16 protein-coding genes are annotated in these 21,911 nt (G+C 50.3%); 11 read left to right on the top strand and 5 right to left on the bottom strand.

Going from position 1 to position 21,911, the window contains the following annotated elements:
* Positions 1 to 59 precede the first annotated feature (59 nt).
* Complete coding sequence (gene nth, locus FRZ59_RS01095; RefSeq protein ID WP_132127699.1) at positions 60 to 740, bottom strand: endonuclease III; 681 nt, start codon at positions 738 to 740, stop codon at positions 60 to 62.
* Positions 741 to 759: 19 nt separating this feature from the next.
* Positions 760 to 966 (bottom strand): hypothetical protein, encoded by a 207-nt coding sequence (locus FRZ59_RS01090; RefSeq protein ID WP_132127700.1) that lies wholly within the window; start codon positions 964 to 966, stop codon positions 760 to 762.
* A gap of 188 nt (positions 967 to 1,154) precedes the next feature.
* Here FRZ59_RS01090 and FRZ59_RS01085 point away from each other — a divergent pair, with 188 nt between their 5' ends.
* Entirely contained in the window at positions 1,155 to 1,751 is a 597-nt protein-coding gene (locus tag FRZ59_RS01085) for a superoxide dismutase family protein (protein WP_132127701.1), read from the top strand.
* 196 nt (positions 1,752 to 1,947) lie between these two features.
* Here the strand turns inward: FRZ59_RS01085 and FRZ59_RS01080 are convergent, their stop codons facing one another.
* The 3 genes from FRZ59_RS01080 to FRZ59_RS01070 all read right to left on the bottom strand — a co-directional run bounded on the left by FRZ59_RS01080 (position 1,948) and on the right by FRZ59_RS01070 (position 4,685).
* The gene (locus tag FRZ59_RS01080) at positions 1,948 to 2,604 is read right to left on the bottom strand and encodes a hypothetical protein (RefSeq protein WP_132127702.1); all 657 of its coding nucleotides are present in this window, start codon (positions 2,602 to 2,604) and stop codon (positions 1,948 to 1,950) included.
* 52 nt (positions 2,605 to 2,656) lie between these two features.
* A complete protein-coding gene (locus FRZ59_RS01075) occupies positions 2,657 to 3,235 on the bottom strand; it encodes a nitroreductase family protein (protein WP_132127703.1) in 579 nt (192 codons plus the stop codon).
* Positions 3,236 to 3,320: 85 nt separating this feature from the next.
* Positions 3,321 to 4,685 carry a DUF6600 domain-containing protein gene (locus tag FRZ59_RS01070; RefSeq protein WP_132127704.1) on the bottom strand — a complete coding sequence of 455 codons (1,365 nt, stop codon included), beginning with the start codon at positions 4,683 to 4,685 and terminating at the stop codon, positions 3,321 to 3,323.
* Positions 4,686 to 4,870: 185 nt separating this feature from the next.
* On the opposite strand from FRZ59_RS01070, the gene FRZ59_RS01065 reads away from it, so the two are divergent.
* From FRZ59_RS01065 to FRZ59_RS01020, 10 genes are all read left to right on the top strand, one after another.
* Positions 4,871 to 6,109, top strand: a complete 1,239-nt coding sequence (locus tag FRZ59_RS01065) for a glycosyltransferase (protein ID WP_132127705.1) — start codon at positions 4,871 to 4,873, stop codon at positions 6,107 to 6,109.
* 92 nt (positions 6,110 to 6,201) lie between these two features.
* Positions 6,202 to 8,064: a DNA topoisomerase IV subunit B gene (locus FRZ59_RS01060; protein ID WP_132127706.1), complete on the top strand. Its 1,863-nt coding sequence runs from the start codon at positions 6,202 to 6,204 to the stop codon at positions 8,062 to 8,064.
* A gap of 12 nt (positions 8,065 to 8,076) precedes the next feature.
* The gene (locus FRZ59_RS01055; RefSeq protein ID WP_132127707.1) at positions 8,077 to 8,724 is read left to right on the top strand and encodes a GDSL-type esterase/lipase family protein; all 648 of its coding nucleotides are present in this window, start codon (positions 8,077 to 8,079) and stop codon (positions 8,722 to 8,724) included.
* A 16-nt stretch (positions 8,725 to 8,740) separates the two neighbouring features.
* Positions 8,741 to 11,695 carry a DNA gyrase/topoisomerase IV subunit A gene (locus FRZ59_RS01050; protein ID WP_132127708.1) on the top strand — a complete coding sequence of 985 codons (2,955 nt, stop codon included), beginning with the start codon at positions 8,741 to 8,743 and terminating at the stop codon, positions 11,693 to 11,695.
* Between the two features lie 53 nt (positions 11,696 to 11,748).
* Positions 11,749 to 13,032 (top strand): Gfo/Idh/MocA family protein, encoded by a 1,284-nt coding sequence (locus tag FRZ59_RS01045; RefSeq protein WP_192901586.1) that lies wholly within the window; start codon positions 11,749 to 11,751, stop codon positions 13,030 to 13,032.
* A gap of 61 nt (positions 13,033 to 13,093) precedes the next feature.
* Positions 13,094 to 14,008 (top strand): sugar phosphate isomerase/epimerase family protein, encoded by a 915-nt coding sequence (locus tag FRZ59_RS01040; RefSeq protein ID WP_132127709.1) that lies wholly within the window; start codon positions 13,094 to 13,096, stop codon positions 14,006 to 14,008.
* 410 nt (positions 14,009 to 14,418) lie between these two features.
* Positions 14,419 to 17,589: a SusC/RagA family TonB-linked outer membrane protein gene (locus FRZ59_RS01035; protein WP_132127710.1), complete on the top strand. Its 3,171-nt coding sequence runs from the start codon at positions 14,419 to 14,421 to the stop codon at positions 17,587 to 17,589.
* 11 nt (positions 17,590 to 17,600) lie between these two features.
* Complete coding sequence (locus FRZ59_RS01030; protein ID WP_132127711.1) at positions 17,601 to 19,499, top strand: RagB/SusD family nutrient uptake outer membrane protein; 1,899 nt, start codon at positions 17,601 to 17,603, stop codon at positions 19,497 to 19,499.
* Positions 19,500 to 19,524: 25 nt separating this feature from the next.
* Complete coding sequence (locus FRZ59_RS01025) at positions 19,525 to 20,700, top strand: DUF5000 domain-containing lipoprotein (protein WP_132127712.1); 1,176 nt, start codon at positions 19,525 to 19,527, stop codon at positions 20,698 to 20,700.
* 33 nt (positions 20,701 to 20,733) lie between these two features.
* The gene (locus tag FRZ59_RS01020) at positions 20,734 to 21,852 is read left to right on the top strand and encodes a DUF4998 domain-containing protein (protein ID WP_132127713.1); all 1,119 of its coding nucleotides are present in this window, start codon (positions 20,734 to 20,736) and stop codon (positions 21,850 to 21,852) included.
* Positions 21,853 to 21,911 lie beyond the last annotated feature (59 nt).

Here is a 21,911-nt window from a genome sequence, read left to right as displayed (position 1 = left end):
TAAGATAAGAATTATCCCATGGAATAAAGGTACAAGTTTTAAGAAATTTCGTGTCATTCTTAAACCCCTTTCGGGTTGCCGCTGCGCTTGATTTCTTTCAGACGGTTTTTTGCAAAATAATTGCAAATCGCCGTTATTCCGCATTCAAGGCATTTGGGATTACGGGCAATGCAAATGTACCGGCCGTGAAGGATAAGCCAGTGGTGGGCAATATATACCTTATCTTCAGGAAGAAAACGGAGCAGTTCTTTTTCCACCGCATAAGGCGTCCTGGCTTTGTCGCTTACCAGGCCAATGCGGTGCGATACCCTGAACACATGGGTATCCACGGCCATCGCAGGCATTTGGTAGACCACCGAAGCAATTACGTTCGCGGTTTTCCGGCCCACGCCGGGAAGCTTTTGCAGATCATCGATGTCAGAGGGGATCTTGCCTTCAAAGGTTTCCATCAGCATCCTGGCCATGCCCACCAGGTGTTTTGCTTTGTTGTTCGGATAACTAATGGTCCTGATATAGGGGAAAACGTCTTCGGGTTCGGCCGCTGCAAGATGCGCTGCGGCAGGAAATCGTTCAAAAAGCGCGGGCGTGATCATATTTACCCGTTTGTCGGTACATTGGGCGGATAGAATAACGGCCACGAGCAATTCGAAAGGGTTGGTATAATGTAATTCCGTTTCCGCGTCCGGCTGATGGGTAGAGAAAAAATCTATAAATCCCTTGTAACGTTCTTTTTTGAGCATTTACAAATATAGAAAGGAATTATAGTGGATTCAGCGAGCGGGAATATTCAAGGACTTTCCTTACACAATTTTCGGCTGGCTCAGTATATAACCCATCCAGCATTTCCTTTAAAAGCGCCAGGCTCTCGGTCTGATCGGATTCAGGTTTGCTGAAAAAGCTTTTCTCTTCTGTTCCTTCTTCCCGGAAGAGACGAAGCAAATCATTCGGAGTAGAGTATTTGATCATAAGCGTAAAAGGATTTCGAAATTTTATTTATATGCTATATAACGAAACTCAGTATTAAATATTTTGTTTCCCCCTGGCCTTAATCTCAAAAAAAAATTGGAATGGCAGACTGGCAGGTTTTTTGTTACCTTTACATCTCATATGCCTCCAAAACGTAGAATTTTTAACCTCAAAATAAGTTTAAAGTTATGAAAGCTAACTCTCTCTCTTTATTTGCATTTTCTGCTATGCTTGCCGTTTCCTTTTCGGCCTGCAACAACCCTTCTTCACAATCGGGAAGCGAATCCGGCGATACCTCCGCTACCGAAGAGCCAATGGCGACTGAATCTGCGGTTAAAACCGCTGTAGCCAATATCAGCCCCCTCGGCGAAAACGGGATCAGCGGAACCGTAACCTTTACGGAAGAAAACGGAGAAATAAAAATGGTGGCGGATATTACCTCGCCGGGCAACGGAACACACGCTATTCACATCCATGAGAACGGCGATTGCAGCTCGGAAGACGGTTCCTCAGCGGGAGGCCACTGGAATCCCACTAATGAGGATCATGGAAAATGGGGCGAAGCGCCTTTCCACAGAGGGGATATCGGTAATATAGAAGTAGGCGAAGACGGAAAAGGTACCCTGGAATTAACAACCGATCTTTGGTGCCTGGATTGTACCGATACTACCAAGAACATTGTTGGCCACGCCATTATCGTTCATGAAATGCACGATGACTTTCACAGCCAGCCCAGCGGCAATGCCGGCGGAAGAAAAGGCTGCGCAGTCATAGAAATGCAATAGTACCCAGTAGCAGGTATCAAGTATTACGGAGAAGTGTTCCCCGCCGAACGGGCGCGGATTTTGCGTTATCCGGACTCGCTTGTGCTGATTTTTGGAATCCCGAATGCTTCCGTATTCGCCTGAGAATCAAAATTCGCTCGCTGCGGTCAACGCAAAATTCCGCTGGCCGGCCCGCTCCTTCGAATCTGGATACCTGCTACTTTTTATTAACCAGTATCGTATCTATATACATTTCGCCCTTTTCGTTGAGCATGTATTCTATTACCCGTTTTCCGCCGCTGGATTTGGTGCTGTCTTTTTCCAGGAAAACAGGAAACGTCCTTCTCAGCATGTCACGGCCTATCAACCGGTAAACGTCTTCTCCCCGGTACCCGCGGAGGGCTTCCTCGCTTAGCTCAGGAAAATATATCTTATTCCAGTCCTTATCAGAGAACTCATAGGCATAGAAATGCCAGTATTCGTGATCATCCCGCGTTTCGGTGAATATCAGGAGTTCAGGATTGTCATTGTCGTTCAGATCGGTAATGCGAACGATAATAAGTTCCCCTACGATCTCTTCCATGATATCTGTAAGAAAGATTCCGTCCCTGACGGCAATGATCTGCATTTGCCTCAGCGAATCATCTCCCAGTGTAGTAATATTGAATTGGATACCATTGGGCGCCGTATAGGATTTTTCGAAGGACACCTTTGCGGAACCTGATTTCTCTTCTTTAATCTGCCGGCCTTCTTCGCTTGTTACCGTATCGTCCAGAAGACTGTCAATGGACTGGGAATGATTTTGCTTCGGGCCCGGCTGACAGGCGGAAAACATTACAAGCGATAAAACAGCAGGGATTAAAAATCTCTTCATCTTCAATATCATCTGGGTTCACCTGTTAACAAAGGTAACTTTTTATCGTTTATTATTCTTCGATCCACCTTGTTTTTTCTGAGATGGGGCTGCGCTGCGCCTCGCGGGGCAGCTCCTGGTGGAAGCCCATGTAAAAGAGCCCTATACATTTCTCATCCGGCTTGAGCTGAAGAAATTCGCTAAGCTGGGAAATTGTTCCGGGAGTACTCCAGTAGGCGCCTACCTGCAGGGCCGTTGCGGTTAACCACATATTCTGTACCGCGCAGGCGACCGATGCCAGTTCTTCCCATTCAGGCAGCTTTTCAGGATGAGTTTTCAGAATAATGGCAATTACGCAGGATGAACTTAATACTTTGTTTCTGATTGCATCCAGTTTGGATGGAAGAAAGCTGCCGGGCGCGGCATTTTCTTTATAAAGGCGTCCGAACTCGTCAGCAAGCCTTTCCAGGCCTTCTTTCCGGAAAACGCTGAACTGCCAGGGTTGGGTCAGCTTGTGACTTGGAGCATAATTTGCATTGGCGATGATCGCCTCAATGACTTCTTTCGGAATGTCTTCCGTGGTATAGCTTGCGGGAAAAATGCTTCGGCGGGTACGTATGACCCGGTTAATTGCGTCAATAAAGTTGTCCATGATTTAATTTAGCCGGTAAAAATAGAAAAAACCGCCCGTTTTCGGGCGGCTTTGTTTCAGGTATTCCGGAATAGCCTGATAATCCTTAGTTCCTTGGCCGGCTTCCCCTTGAAGAAGATTCACGTGCCGAAACTTTCCTTTCAGCAACCTTTTGCGGCCGGGCCTGGGGCCGGGCTTCTCTTGTCTGAGGACGAGCCTGCGGCCGTGACTCGCGTGTTTGCGGTCTTGCCTGCGGCCGGGCTTCTCTTGTTTGAGGCCTGGCCTGGGGCCGTGACTCCCTGGCAGGCGAGTTGCCTGACTGCGGTCTTGCCTGGGGCCTGGCCTGCGGTCGTGACTCCCTTGTTTGAGGGCGAACCTGTGGACGTGTTTCCCTGGCAGGGGAGTTGCCTGATTGAGGTCTTGCCTGGGGCCTGGCCTGCGGTCGTGATTCCCTTGTTTGAGGGCGAACCTGTGGACGTGCTTCCCTGGCAGGGGAGTTGCCTGATTGAGGACGGACCTGCGGGCGCGACTCCCGTGTCTGAGGCCTTGCCTGCGGGCGCGACTCAGCGGCCTGCGGACGAGCTTGCGGCCTGGATGACCGGGATTCCCTTATATCTGCGTCCGTCCTTGCGGACGAGCGGGGACGGTTGGAGGGAGCGGCGGTTGATCTTCCCGGCCGGGGGTTGCTGCGATCAGCGGCATATACGCTGGACGGGCGCGGCCTGGAATTTGAACCGGACTTTACCACCGAAGGACGATACATCTGTACCGAGCTTCCCCGTACCGACACCCTGCCCGGGCGGGCCGAATGGCTCACATTGTACACATGTACCCTTCTTCCGGTCACCCGTTCAATTTCCCTGTACCGCGGGCCGCAGATATACCGCCGGTTATTGCGAACATAATAATTGTTAATGATCGTGGTATGATGATAAACATTTACCACTCTTCTGCGGGGCAGGTAATAGTTATAAATAGTATGGCTGGTAATATACCTCCTCGGGACGAATGTCCAGTGAAAAAGAGGCAGGTTCACGGCAACGCCAATACTTATGCCCGGTTGCAGGGGCGCCCAACCGTAATAGTCGCCTCCGGAACGCCAGCTGACCCATGCAGGCCCCCATTCGTATCCCGGGATCCACATCCAGCCGTAATAATCGTCGTACTTCCAGCGGCCGTAATGAAAAGGCGCCCATCCCCATTCGTAATCGGAAACCCAGGTATTGCCATAAGACGTTGCCATCCAATGCCCTCTGGAAGCGTAAGGCTGAAAGCCCGGTTCCACGTCCGGTATCCAGACGTACCCGTAATCCGGATCGTCAATCCAGCTTCCGTACGGAGAAAGTTCATCGTAAAATGTTTGAAATGAAATGCTTGCACCCGGTTGCGCGAATGATCGTCCCGCGCCGGCGAGTGTAATAATGAAGCCTGCTATAAGGCTTGCCATCAGTATGTTGAAGGTCTTTTTCATGATTCCTCCGCTTTTGTTATATCTGTAAGACGCAGGAAAGCACTAAACGTTTAGCATCGGGGTTGCATTGTAATGAAAAAGTTGCAAGTCCTGCCGAAAGATAACGCGAACCCGGGGCGATTATTTCAGGCGGGGAGGCCCGGGGGCGGCAATATTTAAGGCATAATTTTTGAGTGCTGTGTTCAATGCTCATATCCATCCTTACGCTTGGTACCCGCGGCGACGTGCAACCCTTTGTTGCACTCGGCCAGGAACTTAAAATGAGAGGACACGATGTGATCCTCGCCACGGGAGAATATTTCAGGGAGTTGGTGGAGTCTCACGGGATAACATTCCGGCCCGTAAGGGCGGATTATCATTCCCTGCTCAAAACCGACGAGGGTATGAAGCTGCTAAAAGCCAATCCCCTGACAATTAAAAAGCATCTGAACGGAATCGTTTTTCCGCTTCTGAATAATGTCCTGGAAGACTTTTATGAGATCGCCCGGGAAAGCGACATGATCATTTACCGCCCTAAGACCCTTGCTCATAGCTTTACCAGCCAGCTTCCGGCACGCGCAGTCCGTGCGGCGGTGGTTCCCGGTATTGCCTCTACTGCCGATTTTGGCAATCCGATCATGGGCGGACTTCAATGGTTACCAAAGATATTTAACCGCTTTACGTATCGTGCCAATAAATTCACCTATAACTGGATCAATAAGCGATTAAAGGATTTCCGGACCAGGCAGGGATGGCCGGCTTCCCAGATGGGAGAAGATACGCCGGCGCTGTACGGGATCAGTAAAGAATTCCTGCCGCGTCCAAGCGACTGGCCCCATAATCATTATATGACCGGTTTCTGGTTCTCCACCCCGGTATCCCAACTTCCCGAAAAAAAGATCTCCGATTTCCTGGACGCAGGCGAACCGCCTATATTGGTGACGCTCGGAAGTATGTCCGTAAAGACAAAGCTTCCCTTTGAAAAGCTGCTTGAAGCTGCCCTGAATGAAACCGACGAGCGATTCCTGGTAGCAAAAGGCTGGCAAAACTGGGAATCCAGCTCATTTGAAGGCAATGGCCGGATCCTTTTTGCGGAGGATCTTCCTTATCACAGCCTGCTGCCGCGCGTAAAAGCTGTTGTGCATCACGGAGGCATTGGAACCATTGCCGAATGCCTGCGGGCGGGAAAACCGATGTTTATCTGCCCGGTGCTGCATCCGCTGGGCGATCATATGTTCTGGGGCAAGCAAGCTTTTAAAATGCAATGCGGCGTACAGCCCGTGCCCCTGAATAAACTCATGCCCCGGAGCTTTGTAAAGCAAGTCCGGACCCTGGCTTCAGATAAAACACTGCATGGAAACGCGGCTGCGATATCCGGGAAGATCAAGGAGGAAAACGGGGTGGGGAATGCTGCCGACCTCCTGGAAAAGATCGCCGCAAACTAACAAGGTTTCCGTTTGTTGAAATCTTATTCCTTTCCAAAACATCATTTATAATACATTTGTAGAGCTATAATAATTGGCGCTATTAGAAAACTATGGCAAATTATACCGAAGAAGACATTCGTTCGCTTGACTGGAAGGAGCATATACGTTTACGGCCGGGAATGTATATCGGCAAGCTGGGCGATGGTTCCGCGCATGATGACGGCATCTATATATTACTGAAGGAAATCATTGATAATTCCATCGATGAATTTGTAATGGGCGCCGGAAAAACCATCGAGGTGAATGTAAGCGACCATAAGGTAAGCGTGCGCGACTACGGGCGCGGCATCCCCCTGGGGAAAGTGATCGATTGCGTGTCGAAGATCAATACGGGCGGAAAGTACGACAGTAACGCTTTTCAGAAGTCAGTAGGGCTGAACGGAGTAGGTACCAAGGCCGTGAATGCGCTTTCGGAAAAATTCAGCGTGCAGTCTTACCGGAATGGCCAGACCAAGCGGGCCGAATTTGAAAAGGGTGTCTTGGTAAAGGAGGAAGCAGAAACGGAAACCAGCCAGCGAAACGGTACTTCCATCACCTTTGTGCCCGATAACACAGTATTCCGCAATTTTCGCTTTGTTCCGGAATTCATAGAAAATATGATCTGGAACTATGTTTACCTGAATGCCGGCCTGACCCTGCAGTTCAACGGGCAAAAATTTCATTCCGAAAGGGGATTATATGACCTGCTGATGCGCAATGTGGAAGAGGAAAGTATCCGTTACCCGGTAATTCACCTCCGTGGAAATGATATAGAACTCGCCATGACGCATGGAAGCCAGTACGGGGAAGAATACTATTCCTTCGTCAACGGCCAGCATACCACCCAGGGCGGCACCCACCAGGCCGCGCTGCGGGAAGCGGTGGTTAAAACACTCAGGGAATTTTATAAAAAAGATTTTGACGCCACCGATATCCGCGCCTCTATTGTAGCGGCGATCAGCATTAAAGTGCAGGAACCGGTTTTCGAATCCCAGACAAAGACGCGCCTTGGTTCCTTAAATATCGGCCCGGACGGGCCTTCCGTGCGTTCATTTGTCAATGATTTCGTGAAGAAGGAACTGGACAATTACCTTCATCAGCATGCCGCCGTAGCCGAGGCCATGTTGAAAAGGATCATGCAATCCGAGCGCGAACGCAAGGAGATTGCCGGGATCCGAAAGATTGCCAATGAACGGGCTAAAAAGGCCGCTCTTCACAATAAAAAGCTCCGGGACTGCAAGCTGCATCTCAGTGATGAAAAGGCCGACCAGGACCTTCGCCTGGCAACCACCCTCTTTATTACAGAGGGCGATTCGGCCAGTGGCTCTATCACAAAGGCGCGTAAGGTAGATACCCAGGCCGTTTTCAGCCTGAAAGGGAAGCCCCTGAACAGTTTCGGGCTTACCAAGAAGATCGTTTACGAAAATGAGGAGTTCAATTTACTTCAGCATGCGCTCAATATCGAGGACGGGCTGGAGGGGCTCCGCTATAACAATGTCGTAATCGCTACTGACGCGGATGTGGACGGCATGCACATCCGGCTCCTGCTGATGACCTTTTTCCTGCAGTTTTTCCCGGATATGGTAAAGGCGGGACACGTGTCCATCCTGCAAACCCCCTTATTCAGGGTCAGGAATAAAAAGGAAACAATCTATTGTTATTCCGAAGACGAAAAGCGGAAAGCGGTTGCCAGGCTGGGCGGAAAGCCGGAGATTACCCGCTTCAAGGGGCTGGGAGAAATATCCCCCGATGAGTTTGGCTTATTTATCGGCGCTGATATGCGCCTTGACCCGGTTATCCTGAAAAAGGACACGACCATCAAGCAGCTTTTATCCTATTATATGGGAAAAAATACACCGGACCGCCAGGAATTTATTATCAAACGCCTCCGCGTGGAAAAAGATATCGTGGAGGAAGAACAAGTACCAGTTTAACTATTTTAAATTATGAAATATTTAGCCATAGCTATCGTTTTTATTTGCCTGGGTACGGCCGCTGCAGCCCAGGAAGGCCGTTTTGAGAAAGAAATTGCAGCTTTCGAGCAGCAGGATCAGCAGGAGTTCCCGCCAAAGGGAGCGATTCTTTTCACAGGGAGTTCGTCCATCCGGATGTGGAAGGACCTGAAGGAACGGTTTGAAGGTTATGCCATTATTGAGCGCGGTTTCGGCGGAAGCCAGCTTTCCGATGTTACCCATTATGCCGGACGCATCCTGCTTCCGTACCGGCCTTCCAAGATATTCATATACGCAGGCGATAATGACCTGGCGGCAGGGCAAACTCCCGCTGAGGTGTACAAGGAGTTCCTGGAATTTCACAAGCTGATCACTGACAGCCTGCCTGAAACAAAGGTTTATTATATCGCGGCCAAGCCCAGCCCAAGACGCCAGAAGCTGCTGCCGGCTTATAAGGATTTTAACGGCCGCGTGGCAAAGTTTATCAAAAAACATCCCTGCAACTGGGAATTTGTAGATGTCTTCCAGGCCATGCTGAATGATGAGGGCGTACCCATGCGCGAGTTATTTTTAGAAGACCGGCTGCATATGAACAGCAAGGGCTATGATATATGGGAAAACTTAATCAGGAAATACCTGTAAATAACAAATAGCACCGATGTCGGAAGAAAAGGAAAACAGTGCGCAGGCAGGCAGCCCGGACGGAGATAACAGCGGTCAGGGCGCAGAGAAAAGCGAAGTGCTTCACAACGTCACTCCCCTGAGCGGATTGTATGAAAACTGGTTCCTGGACTATGCGTCTTATGTGATTCTGGACAGGGCCGTGCCCCATATTCACGATGGGCTTAAACCGGTTCAGCGCCGCATCATGCATTCGCTGAAAGAAATGGATGACGGCCGCTTTAACAAAGTGGCTAACGTGATCGGGAACACGATGAAATACCATCCTCACGGCGACGCTTCCATTGGGGATGCGATGGTACAACTGGGGCAGAAGAACCTGCTGATAGATACCCAGGGAAACTGGGGCGATCCCATTACCGGGGATTCCGCGGCCGCTGCAAGGTATATCGAAGGGCGGCTGTCCAAATTTGCCGGTGAAGTGGTTTTCAATCCGCAGACAACCGAATGGCAGCTGTCCTATGACGGACGAAATCAGGAACCCCTGACCCTTCCAGTGAAATTCCCGCTGGTGCTTGCCCAGGGCGCCGACGGAATTGCCGTAGGGCTGGCTACCAAGATCCTGCCGCATAATTTCATTGAACTGATTGACGCTTCGATCGAATCCCTGAAAGGTAACCGGCCGGATATTCTGCCCGACTTCCCTACCGGCGGCATTGCGGATTTTTCAAAATACAATGAAGGCCAGCGCGGCGGCCGGGTTCGGGTTCGGGCGCGGATCCAGGAAAAAGACAAGAAGACCCTGGTAATTAATGAAATACCTTACGGAGTAACTACCGGGGGGCTGATCGACAGCATTATCTCTGCCAATGACAAGGGCAAGATAAAGATCAAGAAGATCGAAGACAATACGGCCAGCGGCGTGGAGATTGTTGTTCACCTGGCGCCGGGAATTTCGCCCGACGTGACCATCGACGCTTTATACGCCTTCACCGATTGTGAAGTAAGTATTTCTCCTAATACCTGTGTGATCAAGAAGGATAAACCACACTTTATGAGTGTGAACGATATCCTGGTTGAGTCCACTCAGTACACTAAAAACCTTTTGAAAAGAGAGCTGGAGATACGCCTCGGCGAACTCCAGGAGAAGATATTCTTCAGTTCCCTGCTTAAAATCTTCATTGGGGAGGGGATGTACAAACACCCTGACTATGAAAATGCAGGCAGCCTGGATGCGGTTACGCTGGTATTGAATAGGCTTTTTGAACCATTTTTTGAACAGTTTTACCGGGAGATCCTCCAGGAAGATTATAAAAAGCTGATTGAAAAGCCGATGAGCAGCATCACCAGGTTTGATGTGAAAAAGGCGGATGAACAGCTGAAGCAGCTGGAAGAGGAGATGAAGGAAATACGGCATCACCTGAGGCATCTTACCGAATATGCCATTGCCTGGTTTGAAAAATTAAAGGAAAAGTACGGCAAGGGCCGCGAACGCAGGACGCAGATCAGGGAATTCGAAGCTGTCCAGGCAGCACAGGTGGCGCTGGCCAATGTGAAATTATACGTGAACCGCAGTGACGGTTTCGTGGGAACCGGGCTCCGGAAGGATGAGTACCTGTTTGATTGTTCTGATCTGGACGATATTATTGTCTTCCGGGCCGACGGCAGGTGCGTGGTTACCAGGGTAGCCGATAAAACATTTGTGGGGAAGAATATCGTACACGCCGGTATCTATAAAAAAGGCGATGAGCGCACGGTATATAATATGATTTACCGGGACGGCAGCTCCGGCAAATCATATATTAAGCGGTTTAACGTAGGGGGCATTACCAGGGATAAGGAATACGAGCTTGCCAAAGGCGGAAAAGGTTCTTCCCTGCTTTACCTCACTGAAAACCCGAACGGCGAGGCCGAAGTAGTAACGATCTTTCATAAAAAGATGCAGCGCCTTCGTAAGCTTTCCTTTGACGCTGATTTTGCCGAAGTGGCCATTAAGGGCCGTTCGGCGCAGGGGAACACGCTTACGAAATATCCAATCCGCAAGATAGAACTGAAGTCGAAAGGTATATCTACGCTTGCCGGACGCCGGATATGGTTCGATGAAATTGTGCAGCGGCTCAATGCCGACGAGCGGGGCTTGTATCTCGGCGAATTTGAGGGCGAAGACAAAATAGCCGTCGTATATAAAAACGGAAGTTATGAACTTACCGGCTTCGATCTCAGTACTCATTTTGGAGAAGGAATTTCGCTGCTTGAAAAATTTGATCCGTCAAAGGTATATACGGCCATACACTTTGACAAAAAATCCGATCATCACTACGTTAAGCGTTTCCGCCTGGATGATCTCAGCCCGGGCAGGAAGGTTTCCTTTATCAGCGAGGAAAACGGCTCCAAGCTGGTGCTGATCTCGCCTTCGGCCGCGCCGTTAGCCGAAGTGGAAATATTGAAGGGAAAAAGTAAAACGCCGGAGGTTTTCCAGGTGAGCCTGGCCGAATTTATTGATGTGAAAGGGTTGAAAGCAATCGGTAATCGTCTCTCTGCACAGCCGATAAAAAGCGTCCGGCTGCTGGAAGAGGCTCCGGTAGCGCCTGCCGGTACTTCCTCCGGAAACAAGGATATGCCGGAACAGCCTGGTCCGGCTGCGCCGGAACGGACGGCTCTGGATGAAGACAGTGCCACGCAAGCGGCGGAAAAAGCTGAAGCGGGGAGGCCTGGTCCATCGGAAAAACCTGAAGGTCCCGGAGAAGCCGAAGCTCCGGCGGGAAAACCCGAAGCTCTGACGGGAAAACCAGGTACGTCATTGGAAAAACCCAATGCAGTTGCTGAAAAATCTACAACCCCGGCAAAACCGGATGCGCCGGCGGTAAAGCCCGAAACGCCTGAAAAGCCTGAAGTGGCGAAGAAGCCCGAAAAGAACGTTGAGCTGGAGATCACCAACCCCGACGATGTAAACATTACCGGGAAAGAGGACCGTCAACTGGGCTTATTCTAACTTGTTACAAAGAAAATTACTCGTTATCTTTCAGGCCTTTTAAACCAATAGAAATGATTACAAGACGCAGGGATTTTCTCAGGATCAGCGGCCTTGCCATTGCAGGCACCGCTGTACCGGCCATTCTGACGCCGGGCAATGCTTTCGGAAATGCGAAAGAAAAGAAGCTTAAAATAGGGCTCATCGGTTGCGGCGGACGGGGTACCGGAGCAGCCAACCAGGCGCTGAAAGCCGATCCGGATGTCGTACTGCATGCCATGGGCGATGTATTTGAAGATAAACTCAAAACCTCCCTGGATAATTTATCAAAGATCCACGGGGATAAAGTAAAGGTAAAGGAAAAGCGTCAGTTTCTTGGATTTGACGCCTACCAGAAAGTGCTGGAATCAGGCGTGGACGTGGTTATCCTTGCCACGCCGCCGGGCTTTCGCCCCCAGCACCTGGCAGCTGCCGTAGAAGCCGAAAAACATATTTTCTGTGAAAAGCCGGTGGCAGTTGATGCCCCGGGGATCCGGAAGGTACTGGAAGCCGCCCGCAAAGCCGGCGAAAAGAACCTTTCCCTGGTTTCCGGTTTCTGCTGGCGCTACCACACTCCCAAGCGGGCTATTTTCGAAAAAGTCCTGGGCGGTGCGGTAGGCGATATTTCAACTATTTATAATTCCTATAATACCAGCGCCCTATGGTCGCATCCCCGGCAAGCCGGCTGGACAGATATGGAATACCAGCTTCGCAACTGGCCTTATTACGCATGGCTCTCCGGTGACCACATTGTTGAACAGGCGGTACACTGCATAGACATGATGAACTGGGCAATGGGAGGGAAGCTGCCGGTCAGTGCAATGGGAACCGGCGGAAGGCAGGTACGGACCGACGATGTTTTTGGCCATATTTATGATCACTTCGCCATTACCTATGAATACGAGAACGGCGCCAGGGGCTTCCATTTCAGCCGTCAGCAGCAAAACTGCCAGAACAGCTACGATGTAGAGATCTTTGGCGATAAGGGCAGGGCAGTTGTGGATTGTTCCCGTAATTTCCATGAAATACAGGGAGCTAACCAGTGGAAGTTTACCGGCGAGCAGAATGATATGTACCAGACGGAACATGATGAACTGTTTGCCTCCATCCGCCAGGGAAAACCAATCAACGACGGTGAATATATGGCTCACAGTTCCATGCTGGCGATTATGGGCAGAATGGCCGCCTATACCGGGCGGAGGATTACCTGGGAAGAAGCGATCAATTCCACAGAAGTACTCGGAACTGATGTACAAGGTTGGAAACAGGAGCCCCCGGTAGTAAACGTGGCCATGCCAGGCATTACTGAATTTATTTAACCGGCTCCCGGCCGGATCGTTATAAGAACAAGCCTGCCGGGATCCCCTAAACCAAGAAAAAATGGAACGCAGAACGTTTATCAGAAGCAGTGCGGCCGGCGCAGCGCTGGCAGGACTCGGATGGCCCGGCCGACTTGCAGCAAATAGCGGCATCCCGGCGTCGGCAAAGCCTCTGAAAATAAAGAAATCCCTGAAATTCGGGATGGTAGAAGAAGAAGGAACCATCCTGGAGAAATTTCGGCTGCTCAAAGAACTGGGATTTGACGGCGTGGAGCTGGATTCTCCCAATAACCTTGATCCGGACGAGATCCTGGAAGCAAAGAAAGAAAGCGGCCTTGAACTTCCGGGAGTAGTGAACTCCGCGCATTGGAGTTCCCCCCTTTCTGATCCTGACCCGAAAGTCCGGGAAAAATGCGTGAAGGCGCTCGAGCAATCGCTCAGGGATTGTAAACTGTACGGCGGTACCACGGTTTTGCTGGTACCCGGCGTAGTAAACCAGGGCGTAAGTTATGCAGATGCCTACAAACGCTCCCAGGAAGAGATCCGGAAAGTGCTTCCCCTGGCCAAAGAGACCGGTATAAAGATCGCTTTTGAGAACGTTTGGAATAACTTCCTGATCAGCCCGCTGGAAGCTGCCCGCTATGTGGACGAATTTGACAGCCCCATGGTAGGATGGTATTTTGACGTAGGGAACATTGTACGGTACGGGTGGCCGGAGCATTGGATCGAAGCCCTCGGAAAACGCATCATTAAGTTGGATATAAAAGAATATAGCCGGAAGAAACAACAGGAAGAAGGGATCTGGAAAGGCTTCAATGTAGAACTCCTGGAAGGGGACTGCAATTGGCCGGAAGTAAACAAGGCCCTGGAAAAAATCGGGTATTCGGGCTGGGCTTCGGCCGAAGTGCCGGGGGGCAAACGGGAACGGCTGCTCACGATCAGCCAGAAAATGGACGCCATTTTTAAGAACGGCTAATCCTTCCTGAAAAACGAATATCTTTTCAGCAGGCCCGCGTAATCCTTTAAACAAAGCAATGCTTTTTAAACAGGGTAACCCCACCGTATAATAACCGCTTTTTTTTAAAGCGCGAAAATCCTGAAATACTAAAAGAAAAGCCCCGCGTAGGTTCAACTACGTGGGGCTTTTCTTTGCTTTCGATTATGTATTACTTTTTATTGCATATGCACTCGGTTGCATTTCTTTTTAAGAAAAAGCTTTTTCGAATTTAATTTGAAATATTTAATTTGGTATATTGAAAGATTATCATCTATATTTACGTCTAACATAATACAAATATTCAGCGATTCTAAACCAATATATTTCCCTCGCTGCTTATTTGAATTACACAGTATCATAAATAGTTAGCAACCTAAATCAGATTCTTTATGATTCAACGATGTCGTATTGTCTTTTCTGCCTGGAAAAGACTGCTTTTTTTCCTCGCTTTTTTGTTGAGCAGCCCCGCCTGGCTTCAGGCCCAGGACAACAGCGGCCTGAGCGGGACGGTAACAGACAGCTTAACCGGGGAAACCCTTCCCGGCGTTTCGGTAATGATAAAAGGCACTCAGCAAGGCACCAATACGGACTTGGAGGGCAACTTTATCCTGGATATTTCCGGCGAGCAGGCAACGCTTGTTTTTTCCTTTGTCGGCTATAAAGACAAGGAGATGCTTGTCCGGAAAGGCCAGCCAGTTACGATTATGCTGGCCAGCAATGTGGAGGCCCTGGACGAAGTAGCGGTAGTTGCTTTCGGGACGCAGAAGAAGTCAAGTATGGTCAGTTCCGTGACCACTATTAATCCTGAAGAACTAAAAGTCCCTTCCAGCAATCTCACGACCGCACTTGCAGGCCGTTTATCCGGCGTGATCGCCTACCAGCGAACCGGAGAGCCAGGCCAGGATAATGCCAGCTTCTTCATCCGGGGGGTAACTACCTTTGGCTATAAGAAGGACCCGTTGATCCTGATAGACGGAATAGAGTTAAGCGCCACCGACCTGGCCCGCCTGCAGCCGGATGATATTGCCACTTTTTCAATTATGAAGGATGCCACCGCTACTTCACTGTACGGCGCGCGAGGGGCAAACGGCGTCATCCTGGTCACCACCAAAGAAGGAAAGGAGGGGGCCGCCAGGGTATCGCTCCGCCTCGAAAACTCCATTTCGAGCAATACGCAGAATATCGAGCTGGCCGATCCGATCACCTATATGCTGCTGCACAACGAATCCGTGCTGACACGCGACCCCATTGGCCTGCTTCCCTATTCCCAGAATAAAATTGACAATACGATCGCAGGTACGGACCCTTATGCTTACCCGGCAATAGACTGGAGGAGCATGTTACTTAAAAATACTACCAGTAACCAGCGTGCTAACTTTAGCGTGAGCGGGGGCGGAAAGGTAGCCAGGTACTACATTGCCGGTACGTTTAACCAGGATAATGGCATCCTGGATGTAGACAAAAGGAACAACTTTAACAGCAATATTGACCTGAAGTCTTACCTGCTCCGGTCCAACGTGAATATCGACCTCACCAAAACGACCGAAACCATTGTGCGGCTTTACGGCAGCTTTGATGACTACCGGGGGCCGGTTGACGGAGGAGACGGGCTTTACCGTAAGATCATGCGCTCTAACCCGGTATTGTTTCCCGCTTATTTTCCGGAAGGGGCGTCCAGGACCAGGGTAAAGCATATCCTGTTTGGCAACTCTAACCAGGGATCGGGTAACTTTCTTAATCCCTATGCCGACATGGTAAAAGGCTACAAGGATTGGACGCGTTCCAATATGATGGCCCAGTTTGAATTGAAACAAGACTTTGGATGGGTGGTCCCGGGACTTTCAGCAAGGGCTATGGGGAACGCGCAGCGTTATTCCTATTATGACGTATCCCGGTTTTATAACCCCTATTATTACCAGGCGGGCGGATATGATCCGCAGACCGGGTCATACAGCCTTGCCTTGATGAATGAGGGGCAGGCCACCGAATACCTGGGCTACGATGAGGGGGCGAAGGATATTACGGCTACGGTTTATATCGAAGCCGCGGTAAACTATAACAGGACGTTCGCAGAAAACCATGACGTAAGCGGGATGTTCGTTTATATCAGGCGCAACTCATTGGTGGCCAATGCCGGAGACCTTCAACGGTCACTTCCCTTCCGCAATGAAGGGTTGTCCGGCAGGTTCACCTATGGTTACGATGACCGCTACCTGGCGGAATTTACCTTCGGGTATAACGGTTCCGAACGCTTTCATAAAAGCGAACGTTTCGGATTTTTCCCTTCCGTAGGGCTGGGTTGGTATATCAGCAACGAAAAGTTCTGGGAACCCATGATTTCCAGTATTCATAAACTGAAACTAAGGGCAACGTACGGGCTGGTAGGTAATGACGCCATCGGCGGCCCGGAAGATCGTTTCTTTTATCTATCCAACGTGAACTTGAACGATGCGAATAACCAGGCACGTTTCGGGACCAATTTCAATTACATAAGGCCGGGGGTAACCATCGGCCGGTACCCCAACGAGGCGATTACCTGGGAAACAGACAAGCAGCTTAACCTGGGCGTTGAATTAGGGCTGTTTAACGATTTTGAGATTATCGCTGAATATTTCAGCCGCGACCGCAGCAATATTTTGATGACCAGGAGTTCCATTCCAACCTCCATGGGGCTGCAGGCGGATGTAAAAGCTAACGTTGGCCAGGCAAGATCCAGCGGCGTAGACTTTTCTCTGGATTATAATAAAGTGTTCAACCAGGGCCTCTGGCTGCAGGGAAGGGTCAACTTTACTTATGCAGCGAGCGAATTTACGGCTTACGAAGAACCTGATTACCGGGAAAAATATAAATCCCATCTCGGGCACTCGCTGAGCCAGCATTGGGGGCTGATCGCCGAGCGCCTTTTTGTTGACGATTATGAAGTACTCAATTCTCCCAGGCAGAATTATGGGGAGTATATGGGCGGAGATATCAAATACCATGATGTAAACGGCGACGGGCAAATAACAGACCTGGACCAGGTGCCGCTTGGTTTTCCAACCGATCCGGAGATCATCTACGGCTTTGGCTTTTCCGCCGGCTATAAAGGCTTTGACTTTTCAGCTTTCCTCCAGGGCTCGGGACGTTCGTCCTTCTGGATAGATCCGTATGCAACGGCGCCCTTTGTGGCCTACCGATATTCGAACGACGAACTACCCGGCTACAGCCTTCAAAACCAGCTTCTCCAGGCTTATGCCGATGATCACTGGTCGGAAGATAACCGGAACCTGCACGCCCTTTGGCCCCGCCTTAGCAGTACGGTGATAAATAACAACGTTCAGCGAAGCAGCTGGTTTATGCGTAACGGAAGCTTTCTGCGGTTAAAATCCGTAGAATTAGGTTATAGCATACCCGAACGGCATATTGAAAGATGGAAAATCACCGATGTCCGGGTGTACCTCAGCGGCACCAATCTTATGACGTTCAGCAAATTCAAGCTTTGGGATCCCGAGATGGCCGGCAACGGGCTCAGCTATCCCATTCAAAAGGTGTTTAATATAGGCTTACAAGTTGGATTCTGATCTTGTCAATTATGAAATATATAAAAGTACTGATGATGACAGGAGCGCTTGCAATCCTTGCCTCCTGCAATAATTACCTGGATGTAATACCTGACAACGTTGCAACCATAGATAACGCGTTTACGATGCGATCGGAAGCAGAGAAGTACCTCTTTACCTGTTACTCCTACCTGCCTGCCGAAGGTGATCCTCAATGGAACCCCGCTTTTGTTGCCGGCGACGAATTCTGGCAATTCTATCCCGTCACCAATTTCAACTCTAATTCGCTCCAGATAGCCAGGGGTAACCAGAATATCGTGGATCCCTACCTCAATTACTGGGATGGATTACAAGGAGGGCAACCCTTGTTTACCGCTCTGCGCGACTGTAATATATTCCTTGAGAATGTTGACAACGTTATTGACCTGGAGCCTTATATGAAGGTGCGCTGGGTGGCGGAAGTAAAGTTCCTTAAAGCTTATTATCATTTCTGGCTGCTCCGGATGTATGGCCCCGTGCCGATCATTCACGAGAATCTTCCTATATCGAGTTCAGTAGAAGAGGTGAAAGTGAGCCGGCAGCCCGTAGATTCCGTGGTAAATTATATTGTCGGGCTATTGGACGAAGCGGCCGCGGATCTGCCCGTAGTAGTGCCGGATCAAACCTCGGAACTTGGACGGGTTACCCGCCTTGCCGCCCTGGGTATCAAGGCAAGAGTGCTGATGCTTGCCGCCAGCCCGCTTTTCAACGGAAACGCGGATTTCGCGAACTTCGCCAATCCCGACGGCACCATGCTCTTCAGCGCCTCCAGTGATCCTGAAAAATGGAAAAGAGCGGCCGAAGCCTGCAGGGAAGCCATTGAAGCCTGTCACGCAGCAGGTAAGGAACTTTATTATTTCCCTTCGACCTTGTATGATATTTCCGAGACTACCAAGGTTAAAATGAATATCCGTAACAGCATCGGGGAACGATGGAATGAGGAACTGGTCTGGGGATCGAGCAACAGTACCGGGAATTATATCCAGCGCCTTGCCATGGCCCGGATTGACCCGAGCCGGCTGATTAATGAGCAGGCACTCGGCCAGCTGGCGCCCACCATGCGAATGGCCGAATTATTTTACAGCGAGAACGGCGTCCCCATCTCTGAAGATAAGACCTGGGATTATGCCAATCGCTACGCCCTCAAAATCGCTTCCTCCGAAGATAGATTTAACCTCAAGGAAGGCTATGAAACGGTCGCCCTGCATTTTGACCGGGAGCCTCGTTTTTACGCCGACCTGGCTTTTGACGGGGCCATCTGGTACGGACAGGGAAAATATGACGATACCCAGCCCTGGCACGTGGAGGCTAAAATGGACCAGACTTCGGCGCGGAAAGGCGTAGGACGTTACTCCATTACCGGGTACTTTCCGAAAAAGCTGGTAAACTGGAATTTTATTATCCAGGACGCACAGGATCTGAGTATCGAAGAATACCCCTGGCCCATTATGCGCCTGGCCGACCTGTACCTGTTGTATGCTGAAGCACTGAACGAGTCAGCGGGACCGGGAGCGGAAGTATACCAATGGCTTAACCTGGTAAGAGAACGGGCAGGATTGAAAACGGTAGAAGAGTCCTGGTCCACCTATTCCAGGCAGCCGGACAAGTACACTTCCAGGGAAGGCCTGCGCGAGATCATTCACCAGGAGCGGATGATTGAAATGGCCTTTGAAGGGCATCGCTACTGGGACCTGAGAAGGTGGAAGAAGGCGGACGATGCCTTTAACGGCCCTGTTCTCGGCTGGGATGTGGAAAAGGCCGATGCGGAAAGCTATTATCGTCCCAGGGTATTGTTTAAGCAAACATTCCGGGCGCCGCGGGATTATTTCTGGCCTATCAGGGAACAGAATACCGTAGTGAACAGGAAGCTGGTGCAAAGCCTGGGGTGGTAGTTTTTTTAACAATCAGATAATCATTATGAAACGAGCAATATTTATGTTTTTTACCGGGCTTGTGATAATGGCCGCCGGCAGCTGTAAGGAAGAAGAGATCAATAATCCTGTGGAAAATGACGGCAGCGTACCGGGGCCTGTTTCCAATGTAAGCGTGGAAAACCTGCATGGAGCGGCAAGGATAACTTATTCCCTGCCCCGGGATAAGGATCTTTTGTATGTGAAGGCTGAGTTCGAATCCAAGCCTGGGGTGGTGAGGGAAAGCAGGGGGTCCTTATATACTAATTCCGTACTTGTGGAGGGATTCGGGGATACCGGAACCTACGATGTGAAATTATATGCCGTCGACCGGAGCGAGAATGAATCGGAACCTGTCAGTATCCAGATAAATCCGCTTACTCCGCCGGTGGAAGAGGTCTTTAAGAGCGTGACGGTTACGGAAGACTTCGGCGGTGCAAATATCAAGTTTGAAAATGAATTCGAAGCCGGCATAGCGGTCGTGGTCTTAACCAATGACACAGTAGGGGGCTACGTGCCTGTCGAGACGTTTTACACCCAGTTAAAGGAAGGCAGTTTCTCCGTCAGAGGCTATGATACGCTGGAAAGGGATTTCGGAGTGTATGTACGCGACCGCTGGAATAACCTGTCGGATACCCTCCGGGTAGTGCTGTCCCCGCTTTATGAAACGGAACTGGATAAGGGGGAATTCAAGGAGGTGCGCCTGCCTACCGACGAGCCCTCCGCCTGGGGATGGGTAATGCCTAATCTCTGGAACGGAGATAACGGCGGGACGGGTTTCCATACCGACAACGGAGGGCCGAGCCCCCAATGGTTTACGTTTGATTTAGGCGTAACAGCAAAGCTAAGCCGCTTTAAGATCTGGCAGCGCCCTGATACATGGATCTTTACGCACGGGAATCCCCGGGAATTTGAATTATGGGGCTCCAATGATCCGCCTTCCGACGGAAGCTGGGACAACTGGGTAAAACTGGTGGAGTGCGAGTCTGTAAAACCATCTGGTTTGCCGCCGGCATCCAATACCCAGGATGACGTGGATGCAGCTGCAAGAGGCGAGGAATATAATGTTCCGATCGATGCTCCCGAAGTGAGGTACATTCGTTTTAAAACGCTCAGGAACTGGGCCGGGAGCGGTTTTGTTCACTTCATGGAAATTACATTCTGGGGAAGCCCCCAACAATGAGAAGTACACAGGTATAGCACAAACTGAAGAACGATGAAACTGAATAAATATATAATGTTTCTGGGCCTGGCCGGTTTATTAGCGGGATTGGCGTCCTGTTCAGAAATGGACGATTATAAACAGTATTTGCCCGAAGGGGAGATCCGTTACGTTGGAAGAGCAGATTCGGTGATGGTTTACCCGGGAAAGAACCGGATCCTGTTCACCTGGTTACTGATATCCGACCCTAACGTGAGCCGCTGCAAGGTTTACTGGAACAACAGAGGCGATTCAGCTGAAATAGCCGTTCAGAAAACAGCCGGAATTGATACTATTTATCTCCTGCTGGAAAATATGACGGAACGGACTTACAACTTTGAGATTTACACGTATGATGATGAAGGATATAGTTCCGTGCCTGTTTTTGAAAGCGGGACCGTCTACGGTGACAAGTATCAGGCTGTTTTACTGCCGAGGCTGGTGAATGAAGCCTGGCTGCGGGAGGATACTGCGGTACTCGACTTTGCTGCACCCGGCAACGAGGTGGTAGGCACCGAACTCAAATACACGTCCATATCGGGACAAGAGGCTACCTTTATGGTACATCCGGATTCGAGCCAGGCGAAAATCGCAGACTACAAGCCCGGAACGCCCTTCCAGTACCGGACCTTATACCTGCCCGATTCGTTGTCCATCGATACGTTCTATACGGAATTCCTAACGGGCGAAGTCCTTGAAGAACTTGACCGGTCTTCCTGGTCGGTATCGGGATTTTCATCAGAAGAAGCGTCCGGAGAAGGTGAAGATAACGGACATGCCATTCATGCACTTGATGATGATATCAATACGTTCTGGCATACCCAATGGGAGGGCGCCGAGCCGGGCCCGCCTCATTACCTTGCCATAGATGCAGGTGCGGAAGTAACTTTCAACGGTTTTATCTTTACGCCCCGGCAGGGATCTGCCTCTGGGAATGCCAAAGATATCGAAATAGCGGTTAGTACGGACGGCGTCGCCTGGGAACCGGCCGGCACATTCACGCTGGAAAATACCGATGACCGGCATTTGGTATTCCTTACATCCCCAATTCAGGCGAAATATTTCAAGGTAACCGTGAATGCCAGCCACGGCGATCAGAATTCCACCTTTTTTGCGGAAGTAGGGGCGTTCTGAGGGCCGGCTGCCGCGCAGGTGGGGGATGATGGAGCCGCATTGCAGCGGAAACAAGTATC

Origin of the sequence: Anseongella ginsenosidimutans, assembly GCF_008033235.1 — a bacterium.
In the GTDB taxonomy this organism is placed as follows: domain Bacteria; phylum Bacteroidota; class Bacteroidia; order Sphingobacteriales; family Sphingobacteriaceae; genus Anseongella; species Anseongella ginsenosidimutans.
The sequence above is the reverse complement of the archived record's forward strand: the minus strand, read 5'-3'. Positions and strand labels throughout refer to the sequence as shown.

Coding starts and splice junctions, on each gene's coding strand:
- nth (WP_132127699.1), bottom strand. CDS start 740: ATGCTCAAAAAAGAACGTTACAAGGGATTTATAGATTTTTTCTCTACC.
- FRZ59_RS01090 (WP_132127700.1), bottom strand. CDS start 966: ATGATCAAATACTCTACTCCGAATGATTTGCTTCGTCTCTTCCGGGAA.
- FRZ59_RS01085 (WP_132127701.1), top strand. CDS start 1,155: ATGAAAGCTAACTCTCTCTCTTTATTTGCATTTTCTGCTATGCTTGCC.
- FRZ59_RS01080 (WP_132127702.1), bottom strand. CDS start 2,604: ATGAAGAGATTTTTAATCCCTGCTGTTTTATCGCTTGTAATGTTTTCC.
- FRZ59_RS01075 (WP_132127703.1), bottom strand. CDS start 3,235: ATGGACAACTTTATTGACGCAATTAACCGGGTCATACGTACCCGCCGA.
- FRZ59_RS01070 (WP_132127704.1), bottom strand. CDS start 4,685: ATGAAAAAGACCTTCAACATACTGATGGCAAGCCTTATAGCAGGCTTC.
- FRZ59_RS01065 (WP_132127705.1), top strand. CDS start 4,871: ATGCTCATATCCATCCTTACGCTTGGTACCCGCGGCGACGTGCAACCC.
- FRZ59_RS01060 (WP_132127706.1), top strand. CDS start 6,202: ATGGCAAATTATACCGAAGAAGACATTCGTTCGCTTGACTGGAAGGAG.
- FRZ59_RS01055 (WP_132127707.1), top strand. CDS start 8,077: ATGAAATATTTAGCCATAGCTATCGTTTTTATTTGCCTGGGTACGGCC.
- FRZ59_RS01050 (WP_132127708.1), top strand. CDS start 8,741: ATGTCGGAAGAAAAGGAAAACAGTGCGCAGGCAGGCAGCCCGGACGGA.
- FRZ59_RS01045 (WP_192901586.1), top strand. CDS start 11,749: ATGATTACAAGACGCAGGGATTTTCTCAGGATCAGCGGCCTTGCCATT.
- FRZ59_RS01040 (WP_132127709.1), top strand. CDS start 13,094: ATGGAACGCAGAACGTTTATCAGAAGCAGTGCGGCCGGCGCAGCGCTG.
- FRZ59_RS01035 (WP_132127710.1), top strand. CDS start 14,419: ATGATTCAACGATGTCGTATTGTCTTTTCTGCCTGGAAAAGACTGCTT.
- FRZ59_RS01030 (WP_132127711.1), top strand. CDS start 17,601: ATGAAATATATAAAAGTACTGATGATGACAGGAGCGCTTGCAATCCTT.
- FRZ59_RS01025 (WP_132127712.1), top strand. CDS start 19,525: ATGAAACGAGCAATATTTATGTTTTTTACCGGGCTTGTGATAATGGCC.
- FRZ59_RS01020 (WP_132127713.1), top strand. CDS start 20,734: ATGAAACTGAATAAATATATAATGTTTCTGGGCCTGGCCGGTTTATTA.